Raw genomic sequence first — 21,543 nt, 5'->3', positions numbered from 1 at the left:
CCCGCAAGGGTTTGCGCCGTCGGCGCGTTGCGGCGTTCCGGCTGGCCGGGGTCTGGTCGTCGGCCACGCCGCAGTGCGCGAGCATGGTGTGATGAGCGAGATCATCGACTTCGGCAAGAGCGAGTTCGTCCACCTCGGCCTCGGGGCGACGACCGTTCCGCAGCCACCGCACACGGGTGACGTCTCGTGGTACGTCGACTACGGCGAACGGCACGGCGACGACGGCAACGAAGGGCGCCTCGTGTCGATGCATACCTTCGACACGCCGTGGGACACGTGGGAGATGCATCCGACCGGTTCCGAACTGGTGCTGTGCGTGCGCGGCACGCTCACCTTGCACCAGGAGCATCCCGACGGGTCGACGACGACGGTCGAACTCTCCGATGGTCAGGCCGTGGTGAACCAACCGGGGGTGTGGCACACCGCCGACGTCGCCGACGGAGCGTCGGCGACGGCGCTCTTCATCACCGCAGGCGCGGGCACCGAGATGCGCGACCGCTGACGCCACGAACCCACCCGTGAGACTTTCGGCGTCGACGTGGCCGTCCTCACGCGAACGGAACCCTGGAGACCTTCCGTGTCGACGACGTGGCCGTCCTCACGTCGATGTAACAGCTCGCCGGATCATGGTGACGCCGTCGCCGATCGGCAGCACCACGTTGCGCACACGGTCGTCGGCGACGATGGCGTCGTTGAATTCGCGGAGTGCGAGCGTGTCGGGTGACGTGTCGGAGTCGTCGACGACCGCACCGCTCCACAGCGTGTTGTCGACGAGGATCACGCCGTCGTCGGCGAGTCGAGCGAGGATCTCTTCGTAGTAGGCGTGGTAGCCGCGTTTGTCGGCGTCGATGAATGCCATGTCGATCACGGTGTCGTCGGGCAGCGCGCGCAGCGTGTCGATGGCGGGCGCGATCTTCAGTTCGATCCGGTCGGCGACGCCTGCGGCTTCCCAGTGTTCGCGTGCGATGGCGGTCCATTCCTCGCTGACGTCGCAGCACAGGATCCGCCCGTCGGGACCGAGGCCCTTGGCGATCGCGAGTGAGGAGTAGCCCGTGAAGGTGCCGACTTCGACGACGAACTTCGGTTGAAGAAGGCTGGTGAGGATGGTGAAGAACTCGCCCTGGTCGGGGGCGATCTGCATCTGGCTCATCGTCATCTGCTGGGTGAGATCGATGAGCTGTTGCTGGACGTCGTCGGCGGGCGTGGTGTGGGCGACGACGTAGTCGTTGAGGTCGGTGGAGAGTCCGATGGAGCGTGGTGACATGGTGTGAGTCTCGCATCGCCGTCCGTCGGCGCGAGACTCGCGACATGACGGAACTCTGGCAACACTCGGCACTGGAGCTCGCGGACATGATCCGCTCGGGGGCGACGACGAGTCGGGCGGTGGTCGAAGCCCACTACGCCCGCATCGACGCGGTGAACGGTTCGCTCAATGCGGTCGTGCGTCGACTCGACGACGACGCGCTGGCGGCGGCCGACGCTGCCGACGCCGCAGTCGAGCGAGGCGACCAGCTCGGTCGTTTCCACGGCGTGCCGATCACGGTGAAGGAGAACATCGACCTCACGGGCAGTCCGACGACGCAGGCGGTTCCGGCGTTCGCCGAGGCGATCCCGCCGGTCGACGCGCCGGTGACCGAGCGGATGAAGGCGGCGGGTGCGATCCCGATCGCGCGCACCAACCTGCCCGACTTCGGGCTGCGGGTGTCGACCGATTCGTCGCTGCACGGGCTGACTCGCAACCCGCAGCATCCCGATCGCACGGCCGGTGGTTCGAGTGGCGGTGAAGCGTCGTCGATCGCGAGTGGGATGAGCCCGCTGGGGCTGGGCAACGACATCGGCGGTTCGCTCCGCAACCCGGCGCACTGTTGCGGCATCGCGTCGATCAAACCGTCGATCGGTGTGGTGCCGGGAGCGTCGTCGCTCCCGCCCGAAGACCCGACGTTGTCGTTCCAGCAGATGGCGGTCGAGGGCACGATGGCCCGGCGTGTCGCCGATGTGCGAGCGGCGTTCGAGGTCGTGGCCGGGCCGCATCACCGCGACCCGACGAGCTTGCCGGTGAATCTCACGGCGCTCGGTGACGGCGAGCGGTTGCAGATCGCGATCCTCGCCGACCCGCCGGGCGGCAACACGCATCCGGAGATCGCAGCAGCGGTGCGCTCGGCCGGCGACGTGCTCGCCGACGCCGGCCACGACGTCGTCGAGGTGGAACCGCCGATGTACGAGGAGACGATCGACTTCTGGGCGGCGCTGCTGATGCAGGACATCGCCGTGATGCGTCCGATGCTCGACATGGTGCTGGGCGACGACGCCAAGGTCATCCTCGATTCGCTGTTCGAGACCGGCCCGGAGGTGACGATGGAATCGATGGTCCTGTTGCAGTCCGAGCGCCACAAGGCGATGCGGCTCTGGACCGAGTTCTTCATCGACCATCCGATCCTCCTCACGCCGACGTGGGCGATGCCCGCGTTCGAGCACGGCGCCGATCTCACGCACGGCGAGGAGGTCATCCGTGACACGCTTCGTCCGGTCACGCCGGTCAACTTCCTCGGGCTGCCGGCAGCGATCGTTCCCCACGGTGTGGCCGACGGCCTCCCGGTGGGCGTCCAGGTGATCGGCGACCGCTTCACCGACCTGCGCTGCCTCGACATCGCCGCCCAGATCGAAGCCGCCGCGCCACCCCTCCTCCCGATCGACCCCCGCTGACCCGACCGCCCCTCGCGACGATTTTCAGCCAGGCCAAATATCACCCCCACGCGACCACATCGAGCCTGGCCAAAAATCACCCTTACGCGACCACATTTGGCCTGGGCAAAAGTCACCCTCACGCGACGACATCTGGCCTGGCCAAAAATCACCCCCACGCGACCACATCTGGCCTGGCCAAAAATCACCCCCACGCGACCACATCTGGCCTGGGCAAGAATCACCCTCACGCGACGACATTTGGCCTGGGCAGAAATCATCCTCTCGGGGCGGCGGGCGGGATGATCGGCTCCGGCCCGGATCGGGCGGCGGGTCTGACGTAGCGTTGCCCACATGGCTGACCTCATCATCCGCAACGGCACCCTCGTCGACGGCACCGGCGCGCCGCGGCGACGCGCCGACATCGCGGTCGTCGGCGATCGCATCGTCGCGGTCGGCGACGTCGCGGCGCACGAGCCGGCGACACGCGAGATCGACGCCACCGGGCTCGTCGTCACGCCCGGTTGGGTCGACATCCACACGCACTACGACGGCCAGGTCACGTGGGATCCCGACCTCGCGCCGTCATCGATCAACGGCGTCACCTCGATCGTGATGGGCAACTGCGGCGTCGGATTCGCGCCCGCCCGCCCCGACAAGCACGAGTGGCTCATCGAACTGCTCGAAGGCGTCGAAGACATCCCCGGCACCGCACTCGCCGAAGGACTGTCGTGGGGTTGGGAGAGCTTCGACGAGTACCTCGACGTGCTCGACGGTCTGGAGTGGACGGTCGACGTGGGCGCCCAGATGCCTCATGCCGCACTGCGCACCTACGTGATGGGTGAGCGCGGCGCCGATCACCAGTCGGTCGCCACACCCGACGAGATCGAGACGATGTGCCGGCTCACCGAATCGGCCGTGCGCAACGGCGCGCTCGGCTTCACCACGTCGCGGACCTGGGCGCATCGGACGTCGACGGGAGAGTCGATCGGCACGCTCAAGGCCACGGCCGATGAAGTGGTCGGCGTCGCGCAAGGCCTCAATCGGGCGGGCGCCGGCGTCATCCAGCTGATCTCCGACGCATACCAGTCGGGCGACGACGAGCTCGTGGCTCGCGAACTCGACCTGCTCGGACGCATCGTCGACGAGGTCGGTCGACCGATGAGCTTCACGGTGCAGCAGAACGACGAGACACCGAACCGCTGGCGCGAACTCGTCGCTCGGATCGACGAGTGGAGCACTCGCGGTGCCGACGTGCGAGCCCAGGTCGCCGTCCGGCCGATCGGGGTGCTGCTCGGGCTGTCGGCCACCGCCAACCCGCTGCGTCGCTGCCCCACCTACGCCCGCCTGCACGACCTGCCCGTGGAGGAACGGGTCGCCCATCTCGCCGACCCGGCGACCCGCGCCGACATCATCGCCGAACACGCCGAGGTGCGCGTCCGAGACTTCCCGGCGCTGATCCACGGCGGCTTCGACCGCATGTACCCGCTCACCGATCCGCTCGACTACGAGCCCACTCCCGAGGACAGCGTCGCCGGTCTGGCCGCCGCGGAAGGGGTCGACCCGGTCGAGAAGATGTACGACCTGATGCTCGCCGATGACGGCGCGCAACTGCTGTACATGCCGTTGATGAACTACGCCAACGGCAACCTCGACGACGTCCGCGAGATGATCCTGTCGGAGCACTCGATGTTCGGCCTGTCCGACGCCGGCGCTCACTGCAACATCATCTCCGACGGCACGTTCCCGACCACGGCGATCACGCACTGGACCCGTGACCGCGATCGTGGCGAACGGATCGATCTCGAGTTCATCGTGCACCAGCAGACCCAGCGCACCGCGGCACACGTCGGCTGGCACGACCGTGGCGTGATCGCTCCGGGCTACCTCGCCGACATCAACCTCATCGATCACGACCGCCTGGCCTTGCGCCCGCCACGCCTCATCGACGATCTGCCCGCCGGCGGCACTCGACTGATGCAGCCCGCCGACGGATACGTCGCCACGATCAAGCGCGGTGTCGTCACCGCCGAGAACGGCACGCTCACCGGTGAGCGTCCGGGCCGTCTCCAGCGCGGCGCGCAGCCGGCGCCGGCCTGAGACGGCTCGGCTGCTCGGGAGGCGATCGCCACCGCCTCCCTGACATGATGAGCTCGTGAGCACTCCACAACGACTTCAGCTCGGCGTCCACGTCGGCCAGCAGAACGCGGCGATGGCCGACCTCATCGCACTGTGGAAGCGGCTCGACGACACCGTCGACTGGATCTCGATCTGGGATCACCTGTACGAGGCGCCACCCGCTGGCGGGACCACGCCGCACTTCGAGGCCGTGGCGACACTCGGTGCGCTCGCGTCGGTCACGTCGAAGGCACGGCTCGGCTGCCTGGTGTTCTGTGTGCCGTACCGCAACCCGGCGGTGCTGGCGAAGTCGATCGTCGCGATCGATCACATCTCCGAAGGCCGCTTCGAGCCGGGTTTCGGTGCCGGTTGGCACGAGCCCGAGTTCGTCGCCCACGGCTTCACCTTCGACGACCTCGGCACGCGTTTCGACATGCTGACCGAAGGGCTCGAGATCATCAGCGGCATGCTGTCGGCGGACGAACGCACCACCGTGACCGGCGAGCATTTCCGCGTCGACGACGTCACGTGTGTGCCCGGCCCGTACGACGGGTCGATCCCGCTCTGGACCGGTGGGCGCGGCCCGAAGCGCACCCCCGAAACCGCCGCACGCTTCTGTACGGGTTGGAACGTGCCCTACGTCGGACCGGCCGAGTTCCGCCGACTCAACGACCGCCTCGACGCCGCGTGTGAAGCCGTCGATCGCGACCCGGCGACGCTCCAACGCTCGGTCAACCTGGCGTTCCACATCGGGGCCGACGAAGCGGCCGCTGCCGCCGAGCGCCAGAAGATCCTCGACCAGTGGGGTCCCGAGCAGGCCGAACGCGTCACCGAAGGGGCGCTCACGGGCACCGCCGATCAGGCGATCGAACAGATCGCGGCGTACCGCGAGGCCGGTGCCGACATGGTCAACATCGCCCTTCGGTTGCCGGTCGACGGTGATGCACTCGATGCCTATCTCGACGATGTCGTCCCAGCCGCCCGAGCGCTCTGAGACCGGAGCCGGCGCCACGACCAGGGCCAACGGCTCGGCCGGAGCCAGCCGCTCATCCGAGCCAAGTGTCGCTGCGGAGGTCGGTGTCGGGCCGCACCCGACGCCATGGCCCGACGACGAGCGACTCGACCCCGAACTGCTCGAGCACGGCGACCGACGCAACGTCCTCGACCGATATCGGTACTGGTCGGTCGACGCGATCGTCGCCGACCTCGACACGTCGCGCAACGCGCTCCACATCGCGATCGAGAACTGGGAACACGACTTCAACATCGGCACGGTGATCCGCAACGCCAACGCGTTCAACGCGGCGGGCGTCCACGTGATCGGACCACACCGATGGGATCGACGCGGCGCGATGTCCACCCACCGGTACCTCCACCTCCACCATCACCCGAACGTCGAATCGTTCGCCGCGTGGTGCACCGAGGCCGAACTGGCGATCATCGCGATCGACAACGTCGACGGATCGCTGCCACTCGAGTCGAGTGTGCTTCCCGAACACTGCGTCCTGGTGTTCGGCCAGGAGGGACCCGGGCTGTCGAGCGATGTGTTCGACGTGGCCGCGGCGACCTACGCGATCACCCAGTACGGAAGCACGCGCAGCGTCAATGCCGGCGTCGCCAGCGGGATCGCGATGTTCGCATGGGCACTCCAGCACGCACCGTCGGCGACGTGAGCCGGGCGACCCGGCGAGTCGGAACAGCGCCGACGGTTCAGGCGGCGGTCGAGTGCACCTGCTCGGCGGCGTGCGCGGCACCACGGGCGCCGGTCGAGATCGTGTCGTGCATCGCGCGGATGCGCGTCGACGCCGACTTCGTACACATCGACGGCACCACGGCGTGCACGAGCGCAGCACCTGCGGCAACGGCGAGGTTGCGAGCGAACCCGAGCGACACACGCATGTGCTCGCCGTAGGTCTCGCCGACCGATGCGGGGTGTTCGGTGAAGGCTTTGCGCATCTCCATGGGTGACCACGGTACGAGAAACAGCCTGGGCGTGCTTTGCGTTGTTCGCGTGGATTGAGTCGATTCGAGCAATGCTGTCGCTCCTTTCTCGCCCGATGCGCACTATTCTTCGATTGTGGACGAAGTTGATCGGGAAATTGTGCGTTTACTGCAGATCGATGGCTCGCTGACGGCCCGCGAACTCGGCGAGCAGGTCGGGCTCACGTCGACGCCCTGTTGGCGACGCGTCAAGGCCCTCGAGGACGACGGCACGATCGAGCGCCGCGTCGCGCTGATCAACCCGTCGTCGGTCAACCTCGGCGTCACCGCGCTCGTCAACATCCGCACCAACGACCACAGCCCCGAGTGGCTCGAACGGTTCCGAGACGCGATCGCACTGTTCCCGGAGATCGTCGAGGCGTACCGCACCAGCGGAGACATCGACTACACCCTCAAGGTGCTCGTGCCGAGCATCGAGGCCTACGACCACTTCTACAAACGCCTCATCGCAGCGATCGATCTCTACGACGTCCGCTCGATCTTCGCCATGGAAGAACTCAAGCGCACCACCGAACTCCCCCTCGACTACCTCACCCCCTGACCCCCGGTTTTGCCCCTCAGATCCGTCACATCTGACGCATCCCAGGAGCAAAACCGAACGGCCACGACCCGCACCAGGTTTTACCCCTCGAGAACGTCACGGGTGACGGATCTGAGGGGCAAAGCGGAGATGTCGAGGCGGCGCAGCGACGATCGTTCATGGCGAATTCACTCAGTCACAGTTGATTCAACATCCATTGAGTGATTGAGTGAAGGTTGATGAAGACCAACGACGACCTGATCCGCCGAGCCGAGGTCCACGCCGCGCTCGGCGACCCGACCCGGTTGGCCATCGTCGACGAGCTCTCGGTCAGCGACCGCTCCCCCGGCGAACTCGCGGCGCACTTCGACGTTCCGGCCAACCTGCTCGCTCACCACCTCGACGTGCTCGAAGAGGCCGGCCTGATCGAACGCTTCATCTCGCGGGGCGACCGGCGACGCCGCTACGTCCGTCTCGCCGGACCGCTTCCGGTCGGAGGCCCCTCGCGCATCGACCTCGACGGACGCTCGGTGCTGTTCGTGTGCACCCACAACTCCGCTCGGTCCCAACTCGCTGCCGCCATGTGGAACGACCGGGTCCCGCACGCGCCGGCCAGCTCGGCCGGAACCGAGCCGGCCGCACGCGTCCACCCGCGCGCGATCCAGGCCGCCAAACGACGCGGCCTCGACCTCACCTCGGCGGTGCCCACCCGAGCCGACCCGGCCGAGCTCGAACAGCCACTCGCCGAACGACTCGTCATCACCGTCTGCGACCGCGCACACGAAGAGCTCAACCCGAGCGATGACTGGCTGCACTGGTCGATCGACGACCCCGTCGAGCACGACTCGGCGACCGCCTTCAATCGCGCGGCCGACGACATCGACACCCGCATCACCCACCTCATCTCACAAGGAACCTCAACGACATGACCACACGCATCGGCATCAACGGTTTCGGGCGCATCGGACGACTCGTCGTGCGCGGCCTGCGCCAGTACGACGACCTCGAACTCGTCCACGTCAACGAACTCTCCGGTGATGCCTCGGTCGCCGCGCACCTCCTCGACTTCGACACCGTGCACGGACGCTTCGGCGGCGACATCTCCTCGACCGACGACACCATCACGATCGACGGACACGAGGTCGCGTACTCCTCGCACGACGCACCCGGCGACGTCCCGTGGAACGCCTCAGACGTCGACATCGTCCTCGAATGCACCGGTGCCTTCAAGACCACCGAGAAGCTCGAGCCCTACTTCGACCGTGGCGTTCGCAAGGTGATCGTGGCCGCACCGGTGAAGAGCGACGGCGTGCTCAACATCGTGATGGGTTGCAACGACGACCTGTACGACCCGGCCATTCACCACGTCGTGACCGCCGCCTCGTGCACGACGAACTGCCTCGCTCCGGTGGTGAAGGTGCTGCACGAGCAGATCGGCATCGAGCGCGGTGCGATCACGACGATCCACGACGTCACCAACACACAGGTGATCGTCGACGCACCGCACAAGGACCTTCGCCGGGCGCGCTCGGCGCTCAACTCGCTCATCCCGACCACGACCGGTTCGGCGACCGCGATCACGATGATCTACCCCGAACTCACCGGCAAGCTGAACGGCGCTGCGGTGCGCGTCCCGCTGCTCAACGCATCGCTCACCGATGCCGTCTTCACGATGCAACGCGACGTCACGGTCGACGAGGTCAACGCCCTCTTCGAAGCGGCTGCCAACGGTGAACTCGCCGGCATCCTCGGCTACGAGAGCCGACCGCTGGTGTCGGCCGACTACACCAACGACACGCGCTCGGGCATCGTCGACGGCCCCTCGACGATGGTGATCGACGACCGGATGGTCAAAGTGCTCGTCTGGTACGACAACGAGTACGGCTACGCCTTCCGCATGGCCGACCTCGCGGCCAAGGTCGCCGACGCGCTCTGAGTCGGCCGCCTCATGCAACTCCGCAACTACATCCTGGTCACCGCCGGATACTGGGCGTACACGCTCACCGACGGCGCGCTGCGGGTCCTCGTCCTCCTGCACTTCAACGACCTCGGCTACTCGCCCGTCGCCATCGCGTTCCTGTTCCTCGCCTACGAGTTCATGGGCATCGTCACCAACCTGATCGGCGGGTGGGTCGGGGCCCGAACCGGGTTGAGCCGGACGCTGGTCGCCGGGCTGTCGCTGCAGATCGTGGCGCTCGGTGCGCTCACGTTCCAGCAGGCGGAGTGGGCCGAATGGCTGTCGGTCACGTACGTGATGGGTGCCCAAGCGCTGTCCGGGGTGGCGAAGGACCTCACGAAGATGAGTTCGAAGAGCGCCGTGAAGTTCATCGCCGGCGACGGCGACGGCGCGCTGTTCAAGATGGTGGCGGTCCTCACGGGTTCGAAGAACGCGCTGAAGGGCATCGGCTTCTTCGTCGGTGCCGCGCTGCTCGCATGGCTCGGCTACGACACCGCACTGTGGTCGATGGCCGCCTTCGTCGCCGTGTCGCTGGCAGCCGTCGCACTGCTCCTCAACGAAGACATCGGCAAGTCGAAGAAGAAGCCGCCGTTGCGTTCGATCCTGTCGAAGTCGACGGCGATCAACCGGCTCGCCGTGGCGCGGTTCTTCCTCTTCGCCTCGCGTGACATCTGGTTCGTGGTCGCACTCCCGGTGTTCCTCGACGAGGAACTCGGCTGGTCGTTCTACGGCGTCGGCGGATTCCTCGCCGCCTGGACCGTGGGCTACGGCATCGTGCAGTCGTCGGCACCTCGGTGGCTTCGACGCGGCAGCGGTGCCCACCTCGACGAAGTCGCCGCCGCTCGCGTGTGGGCGTTGGCGCTCGGCGTCGTGTCGGCGGCACTGGCGACACTGGTGGCGTTCGACATCGGGGTGACCGCCGTGGTGGTCGGCGGACTGTTCGTGTTCGGCGTGGCGTTCGCGCTCAACTCGTCGTTGCACTCCTACCTGATCCTGGCGTACTCGGACGACGACGACGTCTCGGTCGACGTCGGTTTCTACTACTCGGCCAACGCTGCCGGACGACTCGTCGGAACGCTGCTGTCCGGCTTGCTCTACCTGTGGGGCGGACTCGCTGTGGCCCTCTGGGGTGCCGCTGCGTTCGTCGCGATCACGTGGTTGCTCACGCTTCGGCTTCCGGCGATCGAGCGCCCCGCTCCGGTCGCAATCAACGCCTGACGGCCCCGGCGATCCCATCGAGAAACACCGGAGTCAGCGGCCGGGCCTGGCAGGCTGACCGGGTGATCGATGCACGCTCCACGATGGCGGTCGCCGCTGGCGCCACCGCAGGGGCCGGTGCGCGGTGGGCCGTCGTCGAAGCAGTGCCTGAGCCCGACGGGTGGCCATGGGCCGTGTTCGTCGTCAACATCGTCGGCTCGTTCGTGCTCGGCATCGTCCTCGCTCACACGCATCACCGCACCGACGATCCGACCCGAGATCCGCTGCGGCTGCTGATCGGCACCGGGTTCTGCGGCGCACTCACCACGTTCGCGACGTTCGCCGTCGAGGTGGCCGTCTTCCTTCGTGACGGGCGGGTCGCGATCGGGTTCGGCTACCTCGCGGTGTCGATCATCGTCGGCATCGTCGCGTTCCTCGGCGGCCGTCGCGTCGGCGGCGCCCGCGACATCGAGCGAGTTGCGGCATGATCGTGATCGGCTTCATCCTGGCGGCGATGCTCGGCGGCGTCGTGCGCTGGCGAGCGAGCGAACTCAACACCGACGACCTGCCGCGGGGCACCTTGGCGGTCAACGTCGGCGCAGCGTTCGTCGCGGGCTTGCTGATCGAGTCGTCGCCGACCGTGGCGGTCATCGCGAGCACGGCGTTGCTGGGTTCGCTGTCGACGTTCTCGACCCTCATGGGCGAACTCGTCGATCGCCGCGACCGGCGATCCGTCGCCGCCATCTACCTCGCCGTCACCATCGTCGGCGGCGTCCTGGCGGCCTGGCTCGGCCTCACCCTCGCCCCCTGACCGCCACACCGCAGTGTTTCCCCCGCAGATCCGTCACCGATGACGGAATCCAGGGGCAAAACCGAGACGGCCGGGCCTCGACTGGGTTCTACCCCGCAGATCCGTCACCGATGACCGATCACAGGAGCAAAACCGAGACGGCCAGACCTCGACTGGGTTTTGCCCCCGCAGATCCGTCACGGATGACCGATCCCAGGGGCAAAACCGAGAAGGTCGGGCGTCGACTGGGTTCTACCCCGCAGATCCGTCACGGATGACGGAATCCAGGAGCAAAACCGGGTTGGGCGGGTGGGTGGGGTGTCGGATGGGGTCAGGAGACGTAGGTGTCGCGGAGTTCTCGTTTGAGGACCTTGCCGGTGGGGTTGCGGGGGATGACGTCGACGAACTCGACACCCTTCACCGCCTTGAACGGGGCCAACTTGCCGGCGGTGTACTCCATCACCTCGTCGGCGGTGAGGCTCTCGTCGGAGCGGACGATCACCGCGAGCGGTGACTCGCCCCACTTGTCGGACGGCATGCCGATGATGGCGGCGTCGGCGATCTTGTCGTGACCGAGCAGCACGTTCTCGATCTCGGCCGGGTACACGTTCTCCCCACCCGAGATGAGCATGTCTTTGATGCGGTCGACGATGGTGACGAAGCCGTCGGCGTCCATCGTGGCGACGTCACCGGTGTGCAACCAGCCGTCGATCAGCGTGTCGGCGGTGGCGTCGGGGCGGTTCCAGTACCCGGTCATGATGTGGCCGCCCTTCACCAGCACCTCCCCTGCCTCACCCGGATCGCAGTCGGTGCCGTCGTCGCGGACGACGCGCACCTCGGTGAAGAAGAACGACCGACCGGTCGAGCCGATGTGCGTGGGCGCGTCGGCCGCCGAGATCACACACGCCGGGCCGCAGGTCTCGGTGAGTCCGTACACCTGGTGGATCTCGATGCCGAGATCGGTGTACGCATTGATCAGGTTCACGGGCACCGGCGCGGCACCGCTCATCACCCAGCGCAACGTGGTCGCATCGTGCGCTTCGGAATCGAACACCGCCAGCATGAACTGGAGCATGGCCGGCACCATGAGCGTGATCGTGACCTTCTCGCTCTTGATGAGGTCCCACGACTGTGCTGGATCGAACGCGCGCAACAGCACCAGCGACGCTCCGTTGAACACCACGCCCAGCACGGGGGCGAGGGCACCGACGTGGAACAGCGGAAGTGCGTTGAGGAACACGTCGCCCTGACGGAAGTCGTTGGTGGTCGCCATGGTCAGGTTGGCCCACAGCACCGTGTCGTGCGTGTGCATCACGCCCTTCGGCAGCCCCGTGGTGCCCGACGTGTACATGATGAAGCACAGGTCGTCGCCGTCGGTCTCGGCGCTGGCCGGGTCGGCGCTCGCCGCCGACATCCATGCGTCGTAGTCGATCACGCCGTCGGCCGCGTCGCCGCCGTGCTGGATCCAGGTCGCCACGTCGGTCTTGTCGCCACGCCCCCTCAGGTCGGCGCAGACCTCGGCGAACTCGCTGTCGAACACGAGCACGGTCGCACCCGCGTCTTTGAGGATGAACTCGAGTTCGTCACCGACGAGACGCCAGTTGAGCGGAACGTTGACCGCCCCGATCTTGGCGACCGCGAAGAACGTCTCGACGAACTCCACACCGTTCATCAGCAGGAGCCCGACACGATCGCCGCGCTGCACGCCGGACTCGACGAGCGCGTTGGCGACCTGGTCGGAACGCCGGTTCAGTTCGGTGTAGTCGAAGCGGCGGCCCGTGGCCGGTTCGAAGATCGCTTCGAGTGACGGATCGCGATGTGCTCGCCTCGTCAGTAGCTGGCCGATGTTCTCGCTCACGATGATCCCCTGTCGTCCGTGTCGGTCGTGTCGACGCAGGACTCTAGATCACCGGCTCGACCTCGCGATCCGACTTGCCCGGCCGGCGCCGGCGGCGAGCCTCGAGTCGCTCGAACATCACGGTCGGCCACCCCGCGCGCTCGGTTGAAATCGCACCGATGAAGTCTGACTACGTTGCTGTCGTGACTACATCTGCGAGCGATTCCAACACCTGGTTCGGCGACTCCGCGATCGGCGACCGTTTTCCGGCCTGGACGCGCGGCAACGCAGCCGACGTGTTCCCCGACCCGTTCAGTCCGCTCGGCCAGGACCTGGTCGTCAGACAGGGTCTGTGCATCTCGCTTCGCGACGCCTACATCGACATCGGCGTGCTCGACTGGGACGAGTTCGAGAACCCGGAGTCGCCCGAACTGTTCGCCATGTTCGGTGGCTACCTCTACAACCCGCTGTCGCTCACTCGCCTGCTCGGCGCCCGCATGCCCGGCGTGACACCGCAGGCCATCGACCTCGCGTTCTTCGACGATCGAGACGACATCCCCGAATACGAGGAACAGCCGTGGCACCAGTCGCCGAAGCACGAGGCCGCGCTGGCCGAGTCGATGGCGTGGACGATGTCGACCGATTCGATTCCCGAGCTCGACGCCGACAAGGAGTACGCCGAGTCGCTGCGCACCAACCGGCCCGACCTTGCGTCGGCCACCGACTCGGCACTGCTCGCTCGGGCCCGTGAGATGGTGCCGGCGATCCAACGGCTGTTCGAGAACGCGATGCGGATCTCGTCGCTGAGCTCGCTCGGCCCGGGTGCGCTCGGCGCGCTGTGCGAGGCCGTCGGCGACCCGACCGCCTCGATCCGTCTGCTCGCCGGCATCGACGTCGACTCGGCAGCACCGTCGCATGCCATGTGGGAACTCGGCCGAGTCGCCAACGCCTCCGAAGAGCTTCGCGCCGCGTTCGAGGGCGGACCCGATGCCGTGCTCGACACGCTGCGCGCCAGCGGCTCCGACGACGCGAACGACTTCCTCGCTCGCTTCGACGAGTTCATCGCCACCTACGGGTCGCGTGCTCAGAACGAGTACGACATCATGTCGCCGTCGTGGGAGGTGCGGCCGCGCATCGCGCTCGCCGCGATCGACCTGATGCGTCGCTCCGACGAGTCGAAGGCGCCGTCGGTGCGTCACGACGCGTCGGTGGCCGAACGTGACCGGGTGGCTGCCGAGATGCGCGAGAAGCTCGCCGGCGACGAAGAAGCGGCCGGGACGTTCGAAGCGGCGATGCAGTCGTCACGTCTCTTCCTCAGCGGGCGCGAGCGGGCCAAGACCAACGTCGTGATCGCCATCAACGAGATGCGCATGGCGCTCCGCGAGTTCGGTCGTCGCCTGGTCGAGCGCGGCGTGATCGACAAGATCGAGAAGATCTTCATGCTCACCGACGACGAGCTGTCGCAGTGCCGTCACGATCCGGAGTCGATGAAGGATCTCATCGAGAGCCGCTGGACCCAGTTCCAGACGCTGTACGACCGCGAGCCGGTGTTCGTCGTCAACCACGATGTGCCGGGCCTCGACCAGATGACCGAGCGCAACAGCGTGGCGGTCACGCAGTCGAGCGCCGGCGACGTGCTCACCGGCAACGCCGGATCGGGTGGCACCGCACGCGGTCGAGCGCGCGTCATCCTCGACGCCAGTGATCCACTCGCACTCGAGCCGGGCGACATCCTGATCGCCCCGCAGACCGACCCGTCGTGGGTGCCGTTGTTCGTCCCGGCTGCGGGCGTCGTCGTCAACGTCGGCGCGATGGGGAGCCACGCGATGATCGTGTCGCGCGAACTCGGCATCCCGTGCGTGGCTTCGGTTGCCGAGGCGACCCGGTTGATTCCCGACGGTGCGATCGTGGAGGTCGACGGCTCGGCCGGCACGGTCACCATCGTCTCGCTCCCCGACTGACGGCCGTCGAGGCATGACGGCGCGAGATCGTGACGGCACGAGATCGCCTGACAACGAGCACCACCGGCGACCATCGGCGATCATGAGGCAACGTTGACTGAATTCGGTGCCGCCCACGACCGATACTGACGCGGTGGGGATCTCGCAACGGCACGTCGTCGCACTCGCCGGGCTGGCACTGGCGACCGCGCTCTCGTGGTCGAGTTCGACGCGCCTCGCGGCGCTCAGCGGCACGATCACGAACGGAGCGACAGCCACCGAAGTCGCTGTTCGCATCGAGACACCGCAGCCGAACGGACCGGTACCCGCACGGGCCGAGCCGGTCGACACGTCGAATCCCGATCATGTCGTGGGCACCGGCACGCCGGCCAGTTGCACGTCGGCAGCGGTGGTCGCAGCGGTCGCCGCCGGCGGTGTGATCACGTTCGACTGTGGCCCCGATCCGGTCGTGATCGAGATGGACGCCACTGCGAAGGTCGTCAACACCTCGCCGATCGTCGTCCTCGACGGCGGTGGCCTCGTGACGTTGAGCGGGCAGGACACCCGACGCATCTTCTACATGAACACCTGCGACCAGGCGCAGACCTGGACCACGCCGCACTGCCAGAACCAAGACCACCCGAATCTCACCGTGCAGAACATCGGCTTCACGCGCGGCAACAGCACCGGGCAGGAGACCATCGACGGTGGCGGGGGCGGCGGAAGCGGCGGGGCGATGTACGTGCGCGGCGGCCAGGTGCGCGTGCTCAACACCACGTTCACCGCCAACCGATGCGACGCCAGCGGGCCCGACGTCGGCGGAGCGTCGCTGCGCGTGCTGAGCCAGTACGAGGAACGGCCGGTCATCGTGGCCAACAGCACGTTCGGTGGATCGCCCGACGAGGCCAACCGCTGCTCGAACGGTGCCGGGATCTCGTCGATCGGCGTGTCGTGGGAGATCTACAACAGCCGGTTCAGCCACAACCATGCGACCGGCGACGGCGCCAATCCGGCGCGCGCCGGCACGCCCGGCGGTGGGAACGGCGGAGCGATCTACCTCGACGGCAACCGCTTCACGCTCGACCTCGTGAACACGGTGGTCGAGGACAACACCGGGAACGAGGGCGGCAGCGCGGTCTTCTTCGTCTCCAACAACCGGACGGGCGAACTGCGCATCACGAACTCGGTGCTGCGCCGAAACACCGGTGACCGGTTCGGAACCGCCGGATTGCCGGGCATCTTCTTCCTCGGACTCGGGAGCCCGCAGATCACCGGTTCGGTGATCGAGTGACGCTCGAGCCGGTCGCGGCTCGTCGCGTCAGTTGACGAGCTTGGCGAGCTTCGGGAGGACGCACGGGCGCCCGGAGCAGGCATCCCAGGTCGCGAGGCCACCGCCGAGCACGCGGTGACCGCGCACTTCGTTGAGGTCGGCGGCCAACGCCAGGTCGGCAGCGAGTTGCTCAGGTGTGTAGGCCCGCCACAGTTCGGGGCGGGCGGCATCGGCATCGTCGATGCCCGCACCATCGGCGCAGTTCCAGCCATCGTCGGCCTTGTTCCGCGACCGGAGGATCTTGATCTGCCCGGTCCGGCTCACGAGAATCGTCCCTGGGCCGACCGAGACGTTCTCGGTCTCGACGCTTGCCACTGCACCTTCGGTACTCATGCTTGGTTCTTCGGCCGGTTTGGACAGAAGTTGAGAGAATCCACACAAAAGACCTGCAAGCCGGCACATTCTTTGGCCGAGCGGCCCGCTGAGACCGATGCGATCACTGCACGATCCAGGAGTTGATGGCCATGGATCCCGACTTGTTGACCTGCACCACTGCGGTCGACGTCGCCGTGTAGTCACGGTCGGCGACACTCACGATGCGGATCCGCTTCTGAGCGATCGGGTTGTCGAATCGGATGTCGAGCGTCGGCACGGCGGCGGGGTCGACGTCGATCTCGCCCGCGATCACTCCTCCGGTCAACGCGATCTTCGAATCGGCCGGCGACGCCGAGCTCAGGGCGATGCGCCCCTGCGGGACGGAGACGTAGCCGGCGATGGAGACCGTGACCTCGGCATTGTGCTCGACGGTGAAATCGAGGATGGCGGTGCGTTCGGACGGCGGCAACGTCGGTGTGGTGTCGGGGGCTGCCATCGCGCCCAGGGCGTACAGATGGTCGTCGATGTCACGGGCGTCGCCGACGTACTCGACGGCGGGGGCACCCTCGCTCTGCAGTGCCACGATCTCGATGTCGTAGAGGCCCGGAACCAGTCCGGTGCCGGGCAGGACACACATGGTCTCGTTCCACCAGGCGTCGCAGGTGAGCGTGCCGCCGAGCAGTTGGTCGGTGGCGGTGACGCGGTAACCGGTGATGGGGCTGCCACCGTCGTCGCCGGGTGCGTCCCAGCTCACGGCGATGCCGTCGCTGTGGTTCGCGGCAGCCTGGTTGTCGGGCTTGCCGGGCACGTCGGCGCTCGGCACCTGATCGTTCCCGCCGAGATCGATCCGGTCGGCGTCGAACGCCTCCGACGGAGCCGAGGTACCGGCCGCGTTGCTGGCCGTCACCGTGACGATCGGGTGGAGGCCCGACGCCGATGACTGGTTGGTGAGACCCGTGATCGTGCAGGAGGTCTGGATCTCGTAGCCCGGTCGAACCGCCGGTGAACAGCTCCGACCCGACACGGAGTCGGTGGCGGTGTAGCCGGTGATGGGCGACCCGTTGTCGGCGGGAGCATCCCAGAACACCGTGAGCCGGCCCCGGTTCGCAGGTCCGCCGTTGCCCGACCGATCGCGCTGATGGCTGACGGACGAGGTCACGACCGGAGCCGACGGCGGGCTGGGCTTCGGACTGAGCCGTGACGGGACGTAGCCCTCGTCGGCGGCGAGCGGGTCACCGTCGACTCCGATCGTCGAGGCGGGAACGTGGATCACGCCGGCGACCGACAGATCGTCGCCGAGGGCTTCACCGGCGGCGAACGGTGCATGGGTGCCGTTGACCGACACGATCGAGACGTTCGACGACGCGGCGACGCCGGTCTCCTCGTCGGACACGTACCGCTGGTTCATCACGAAGCGGATGTCGTCGGAGCCGTCGTCGTCGATCTCGATGCGGGCGGCATCGCCGAACACGAACGTGCCGCCGAGGCCGCTCATGTTGAGCGGGTTGGGCAGCGGGTTGGCGCCGGCGATCGCTTCGGGATCGTTGGTGCAGCCGACTTCGGCGCCGTTGCCGACCACGACGTCGGCACCGCTCTTCAGGACGATCGGCTGCGTGAAGTAGTAGACGCCGGACGTGAAGTACGTCGGGCCCGAGATCTCGATCGGGGAGGTGAACGTGCCGGGGAAGAACACGCGACACGACGAGTAGTTGGGATCTTGCGCTCCGGGCAGCATCGACACGTCTCGAGCACCGCCGCCGCTCGCCGCACGCACCGGGAGTTGCGGCAGCCACACCGTGCCGGCGGTGGGCGACGAGGCCCAGTCGGGGGTGCCGAGCCACGCTGCCGGGTTCGCCGCGGTGTTCGGGTTCGCGTACGGGTTGGGCACCGTGACCTCGGCGGGGATCGCCGCGTCGGCTTGGACGGTGGCGACGTGGAACGGCATCGCTGCCGCGTCGCGCAGTGTCTCGGTGGCGATCACGTCGCAGGTCGTGGTCACGTCACCGAGCGAACTCGGCAGTTCGCCGCCGGTGCACATGTCGTACAGATCGGCCTGATGGCTCAATGCGACCCAGACGCCACCCTCGGAGAGTTCGACCGCCTCGGCCTTGTCGGTCGGGACGCTGTTGGCCTTCGTCACCGTCGACACGTAGTAGAGCATCGGCAGGACGAACAGCGTGGCGATCACACCGGCGAGGAGGACGAGCACGAGGATCGCGCCGCGGTCGTCGTGACCGCCCGGCGCGCCGGGTGCGTCGGATGCACGGACGTTCGCTGTGATCGGGTCGACGACGACCGTCGGGGCGGCGCTCACGTCGTCACCTCGAGGATGCACGACACCGCTTCGTTGGGTCTCACGCGAACCGTGATGCCGTCGTACGCCGAGTCGGGAACGTCGATCACCGCTTCGGGGACCCGTGGATCGGCTCCTGCGCGACACGACCAGCCGACCGGGGTGTATCCGGCTTGCGTCTGGAGTTCCTGCGGGACGATGTCGACATCGAAGTACTCGGTGTCGCTCGGGATCTCGAAGTCGAACGTGCCGGTCTTGAACGTGCTCGACGTGGTCACGCGTCGGACCTCCGACCCGATCACGACACCGTCGTCGTCGCGGAACTCGCTGTTCTCGTAGACGAACTCGTCGGAGACGGGCGTTCCGTCGGCGAGGCGCGTCTGGAGGGTGAGCGTGCCACCGCAATCCTTGAGCGCAGCCGCTCGCATGGCTGCAGCGAAGTTGGCGGCGTTGAAGTTCGACTGCTCGTAGTAGTTCGCCACCTCGGCGTTGGTGTATTCGCCACCCGACTGCACGGCCGGCACCTGGCCGCTCGGCGCGTTGGCGAGCAGCTCGGTGAGGATGTCCTTGCCGGCACGGTTGACGACGGGCGCCGGGTCGGCGCTCGGGTCGGTGTAGGCCTGGCGGTTCTGGATCCACTTGCGGTCGACGCTCTGCAGCCCGTTGCCGACGCCGACGAAGATCAGGTCGATGCCGCGGTTGGCGTCGAGCAGCGCGTCGGTGCGGTCGAACGACTCCTGGTTGAACTTGGTGACGGCGGTCTGGTTGTAGATCGCCGTCCACTTGCTCGGGTCGTACTTGCCGGCGTTGTAGTCGACTTGCGTGCCGGTGTAGAACTGATCGGCTGGCTTGCCCGACTCCGGATCCATCCGGCGGTGCACGGTCGGCACGCCGTCGGTGAAGAACACGATGCGGTTCGACGCTTGCAGTGCAGCGGTGCCGTCGGCGTTCTTGAGCGCCCGGAAGAACGGGTCTTCCCAGTTGGTGCGAGCACCGGCACGGCGGTCGCTGAGCTTGGTGACTTCGGCGACCAGTGCATCGACGGCGGCTTCGTCGGTCATGTCGACGTACTTGTGCCAGTCGTTGCCGGGGCCCATCGGCCGAGCGTGATCGCCGAACTCGATGACCTGGATCTGGGTCGGTGTGTCGCGGAAGGCGTTGATGAACGCCTGCACGCCAGGCTCGACCACGTTGTTGAGGTCGTTCGTGGGGATGGAGCCCGACGTGTCGACGAGCAGCGAGATCGGGCCGCCGCAGCGGGAGCGAGCCCGGACGAACGACGGGACGATGAAGTCGTCGGCGGCGATCTCGTCGGTGGTGCGACCGCCAGCGGTCAGGCTGACGGTGTTCTCGCCGCCACCGGCACCGGCGGACTCGCCGCCACCGTTGATGGTGACGACGACACGGCGGGCTGTGTCGGAGAGGTCCGGGTTCGAGTCGGGTGCGGCGACGTCGAACACCCAGGTCGGGGCGACGTCGGCGTAGGCGCTCGGGTCCGGCGGCCCGTCCAGATCGTGCAGCACGACGTTCATCCGGCACGGCTCGGAACCGACGCACTCGATGCGCTGGATCTGCCACTCGTCACCGACGCGGATGTACTGGTACTGCACCCGGGTGACGATCTCGATCGGCGCGTCACCGGCGCTCGCACCGGCGATCTGCGTCGTCCAGGCGAGTTGCAGCGCGTTGGATCCCGACAGGTCGATGCTGCCGCAATTGCCGCACGGCGTCGCCGTCGGCGAGGTGTCGACCGCCGGCAGGGTCAGGTCGGTGACGTCGGTCGACGCCAGGTCGGCGGGCAGCCAGACGTCGATGTTCTGTTCGGCTCGGGCGACGTTGACCCGGCCTTCGGTGCTGCGCGACACGCGGAACGTGGTGACGATCGCCGTGCCGATGACGGCGGAGAGGACGCCCATCATCGTGATGACGATCAGCAACTCGGGCAGCGTCATGCCGGCGTCGCGGCGACGCTGCAGACGGGTCTTCGGGAGGGATTCAGTTGACATCGCTCTTCACCACCATGAGGGTTCGTGTGATCGCTTGCGTCGGATGGGTGGCGGAGATGGTCAGGCGCTGCACGTCGAACGGTTCGAGCGTCGTGCCGCAGTCCTGCGGGGCCCAGTCGGCCGACTCGTCTCCGGTGTTGGCCTGGAGGACCTCGACCGAGACGGTGATCTGTTCGGCCGGCCAGCCTTCGGCGAGCGCCGCAGCCTGCACCACGGTGTCGTAGTTGCACTGTTGGCGGGAGCGGTCGACCTGGTCACCGGCGTTCAGCAGCACCGTTTCGACGCGGGCCGCCTCGTACACGGTCGACGAGGCCCGGACCATCGTGAGCACCGCGGTCACCAGCGAGGCGACGATGGTGCCGAGCAGCACGATCGAGATGACGATCTCGAGCAGAGTCGAGCCGCGATCGTGCTCGCTGCGTTGCTCGTGTGCCGCCGAGGGCGTCTCGCCGCCCATGCTTCGTCTGTCCGCTGTCATCTCGCCCGCCGTTCTTTCTGCCGACCACGGTGATCGTTACGACGACCACGTAGAGGAACGAACCCCAGTATGAAGCGGT

At 67.3% G+C, this 21,543-nt stretch carries 20 protein-coding genes; 13 read left to right on the top strand and 7 right to left on the bottom strand.

What is annotated here, in order from left to right; genetic code table 11:
• The first annotated feature begins 91 nt into the window (after nt 1-91).
• Nucleotides 92-502, top strand: coding sequence for a cupin (locus tag YM304_RS03470; protein WP_041297955.1), 411 nt, complete (start codon nt 92-94; stop codon nt 500-502).
• A 96-nt stretch (nt 503-598) separates the two neighbouring features.
• Here the strand turns inward: YM304_RS03470 and YM304_RS03465 are convergent, their stop codons facing one another.
• On the bottom strand, nt 599-1,264 hold the full coding sequence (locus tag YM304_RS03465; protein ID WP_015440252.1) for an O-methyltransferase: 666 nt from the start codon (nt 1,262-1,264) through the stop codon (nt 599-601).
• A gap of 44 nt (nt 1,265-1,308) precedes the next feature.
• On the opposite strand from YM304_RS03465, the gene YM304_RS03460 reads away from it, so the two are divergent.
• The 4 genes from YM304_RS03460 to YM304_RS03445 all read left to right on the top strand — a co-directional run bounded on the left by YM304_RS03460 (nt 1,309) and on the right by YM304_RS03445 (nt 6,473).
• Nucleotides 1,309-2,703, top strand: coding sequence for an amidase (locus tag YM304_RS03460; protein WP_041297953.1), 1,395 nt, complete (start codon nt 1,309-1,311; stop codon nt 2,701-2,703).
• A gap of 333 nt (nt 2,704-3,036) precedes the next feature.
• Nucleotides 3,037-4,782, top strand: coding sequence for an N-acyl-D-amino-acid deacylase family protein (locus YM304_RS03455; protein WP_015440250.1), 1,746 nt, complete (start codon nt 3,037-3,039; stop codon nt 4,780-4,782).
• Nucleotides 4,783-4,837: 55 nt separating this feature from the next.
• Complete coding sequence (locus tag YM304_RS03450; RefSeq protein WP_015440249.1) at nt 4,838-5,794, top strand: LLM class flavin-dependent oxidoreductase; 957 nt, start codon at nt 4,838-4,840, stop codon at nt 5,792-5,794.
• Nucleotides 5,766-6,473 carry a TrmH family RNA methyltransferase gene (locus tag YM304_RS03445; RefSeq protein ID WP_015440248.1) on the top strand — a complete coding sequence of 236 codons (708 nt, stop codon included), beginning with the start codon at nt 5,766-5,768 and terminating at the stop codon, nt 6,471-6,473. Before YM304_RS03450 ends, YM304_RS03445 begins: the two co-directional genes overlap by 29 nt.
• Nucleotides 6,474-6,510: 37 nt before the next feature.
• Here YM304_RS03445 and YM304_RS03440 read toward each other — a convergent pair whose 3' ends face one another.
• On the bottom strand, nt 6,511-6,762 hold the full coding sequence (locus YM304_RS03440) for a DUF6356 family protein (RefSeq protein ID WP_015440247.1): 252 nt from the start codon (nt 6,760-6,762) through the stop codon (nt 6,511-6,513).
• 115 nt (nt 6,763-6,877) lie between these two features.
• On the opposite strand from YM304_RS03440, the gene YM304_RS03435 reads away from it, so the two are divergent.
• The 6 genes from YM304_RS03435 to YM304_RS03410 all read left to right on the top strand — a co-directional run bounded on the left by YM304_RS03435 (nt 6,878) and on the right by YM304_RS03410 (nt 11,286).
• Nucleotides 6,878-7,342, top strand: a complete 465-nt coding sequence (locus YM304_RS03435; protein ID WP_015440246.1) for an Lrp/AsnC family transcriptional regulator — start codon at nt 6,878-6,880, stop codon at nt 7,340-7,342.
• A gap of 218 nt (nt 7,343-7,560) precedes the next feature.
• A complete protein-coding gene (locus tag YM304_RS03430) occupies nt 7,561-8,250 on the top strand; it encodes an arsenate reductase/protein-tyrosine-phosphatase family protein (protein WP_015440245.1) in 690 nt (229 codons plus the stop codon).
• Entirely contained in the window at nt 8,247-9,257 is a 1,011-nt protein-coding gene (locus YM304_RS03425) for an ArsJ-associated glyceraldehyde-3-phosphate dehydrogenase (RefSeq protein ID WP_015440244.1), read from the top strand. Before YM304_RS03430 ends, YM304_RS03425 begins: the two co-directional genes overlap by 4 nt.
• A 12-nt stretch (nt 9,258-9,269) precedes the next feature.
• The gene (arsJ, locus tag YM304_RS03420) at nt 9,270-10,496 is read left to right on the top strand and encodes an organoarsenical effux MFS transporter ArsJ (RefSeq protein ID WP_015440243.1); all 1,227 of its coding nucleotides are present in this window, start codon (nt 9,270-9,272) and stop codon (nt 10,494-10,496) included.
• A 62-nt stretch (nt 10,497-10,558) separates the two neighbouring features.
• A complete protein-coding gene (gene crcB, locus YM304_RS03415; protein WP_154723289.1) occupies nt 10,559-10,963 on the top strand; it encodes a fluoride efflux transporter CrcB in 405 nt (134 codons plus the stop codon).
• Entirely contained in the window at nt 10,960-11,286 is a 327-nt protein-coding gene (locus tag YM304_RS03410) for a fluoride efflux transporter FluC (RefSeq protein WP_015440241.1), read from the top strand. Before crcB ends, YM304_RS03410 begins: the two co-directional genes overlap by 4 nt.
• Nucleotides 11,287-11,596: 310 nt before the next feature.
• On the opposite strand, the gene YM304_RS03405 is transcribed toward YM304_RS03410, so the two are convergent.
• Nucleotides 11,597-13,123 carry a long-chain-fatty-acid--CoA ligase gene (locus YM304_RS03405; RefSeq protein ID WP_015440240.1) on the bottom strand — a complete coding sequence of 509 codons (1,527 nt, stop codon included), beginning with the start codon at nt 13,121-13,123 and terminating at the stop codon, nt 11,597-11,599.
• A gap of 182 nt (nt 13,124-13,305) precedes the next feature.
• Between YM304_RS03405 and YM304_RS03400 the strand changes: the two genes are divergently transcribed.
• Both YM304_RS03400 and YM304_RS03395 read left to right on the top strand, forming a co-directional pair.
• On the top strand, nt 13,306-15,063 hold the full coding sequence (locus YM304_RS03400; RefSeq protein ID WP_162142030.1) for a PEP-utilizing enzyme: 1,758 nt from the start codon (nt 13,306-13,308) through the stop codon (nt 15,061-15,063).
• Nucleotides 15,064-15,196: 133 nt separating this feature from the next.
• On the top strand, nt 15,197-16,333 hold the full coding sequence (locus tag YM304_RS03395) for a hypothetical protein (RefSeq protein WP_015440238.1): 1,137 nt from the start codon (nt 15,197-15,199) through the stop codon (nt 16,331-16,333).
• A 27-nt stretch (nt 16,334-16,360) separates the two neighbouring features.
• Here YM304_RS03395 and YM304_RS03390 read toward each other — a convergent pair whose 3' ends face one another.
• The 4 genes from YM304_RS03390 to YM304_RS03375 all read right to left on the bottom strand — a co-directional run bounded on the left by YM304_RS03390 (nt 16,361) and on the right by YM304_RS03375 (nt 21,443).
• A complete protein-coding gene (locus YM304_RS03390; RefSeq protein WP_015440237.1) occupies nt 16,361-16,705 on the bottom strand; it encodes a hypothetical protein in 345 nt (114 codons plus the stop codon).
• Nucleotides 16,706-16,808: 103 nt separating this feature from the next.
• Nucleotides 16,809-19,022, bottom strand: a complete 2,214-nt coding sequence (locus YM304_RS03385) for a fibronectin type III domain-containing protein (protein WP_015440236.1) — start codon at nt 19,020-19,022, stop codon at nt 16,809-16,811.
• Complete coding sequence (locus tag YM304_RS03380) at nt 18,998-20,986, bottom strand: prepilin-type N-terminal cleavage/methylation domain-containing protein (RefSeq protein ID WP_083908193.1); 1,989 nt, start codon at nt 20,984-20,986, stop codon at nt 18,998-19,000. The genes YM304_RS03385 and YM304_RS03380 overlap by 25 nt, the downstream gene beginning before the upstream one ends.
• Complete coding sequence (locus tag YM304_RS03375) at nt 20,976-21,443, bottom strand: type II secretion system protein (RefSeq protein WP_015440234.1); 468 nt, start codon at nt 21,441-21,443, stop codon at nt 20,976-20,978. The genes YM304_RS03380 and YM304_RS03375 overlap by 11 nt, the downstream gene beginning before the upstream one ends.
• Nucleotides 21,444-21,543 lie beyond the last annotated feature (100 nt).

It is taken from the genome of Ilumatobacter coccineus YM16-304 (genome assembly GCF_000348785.1).
In the GTDB taxonomy this organism is placed as follows: domain Bacteria; phylum Actinomycetota; class Acidimicrobiia; order Acidimicrobiales; family Ilumatobacteraceae; genus Ilumatobacter_A; species Ilumatobacter_A coccineus.
The sequence above is the reverse complement of the archived record's forward strand: the minus strand, read 5'-3'. Positions and strand labels throughout refer to the sequence as shown.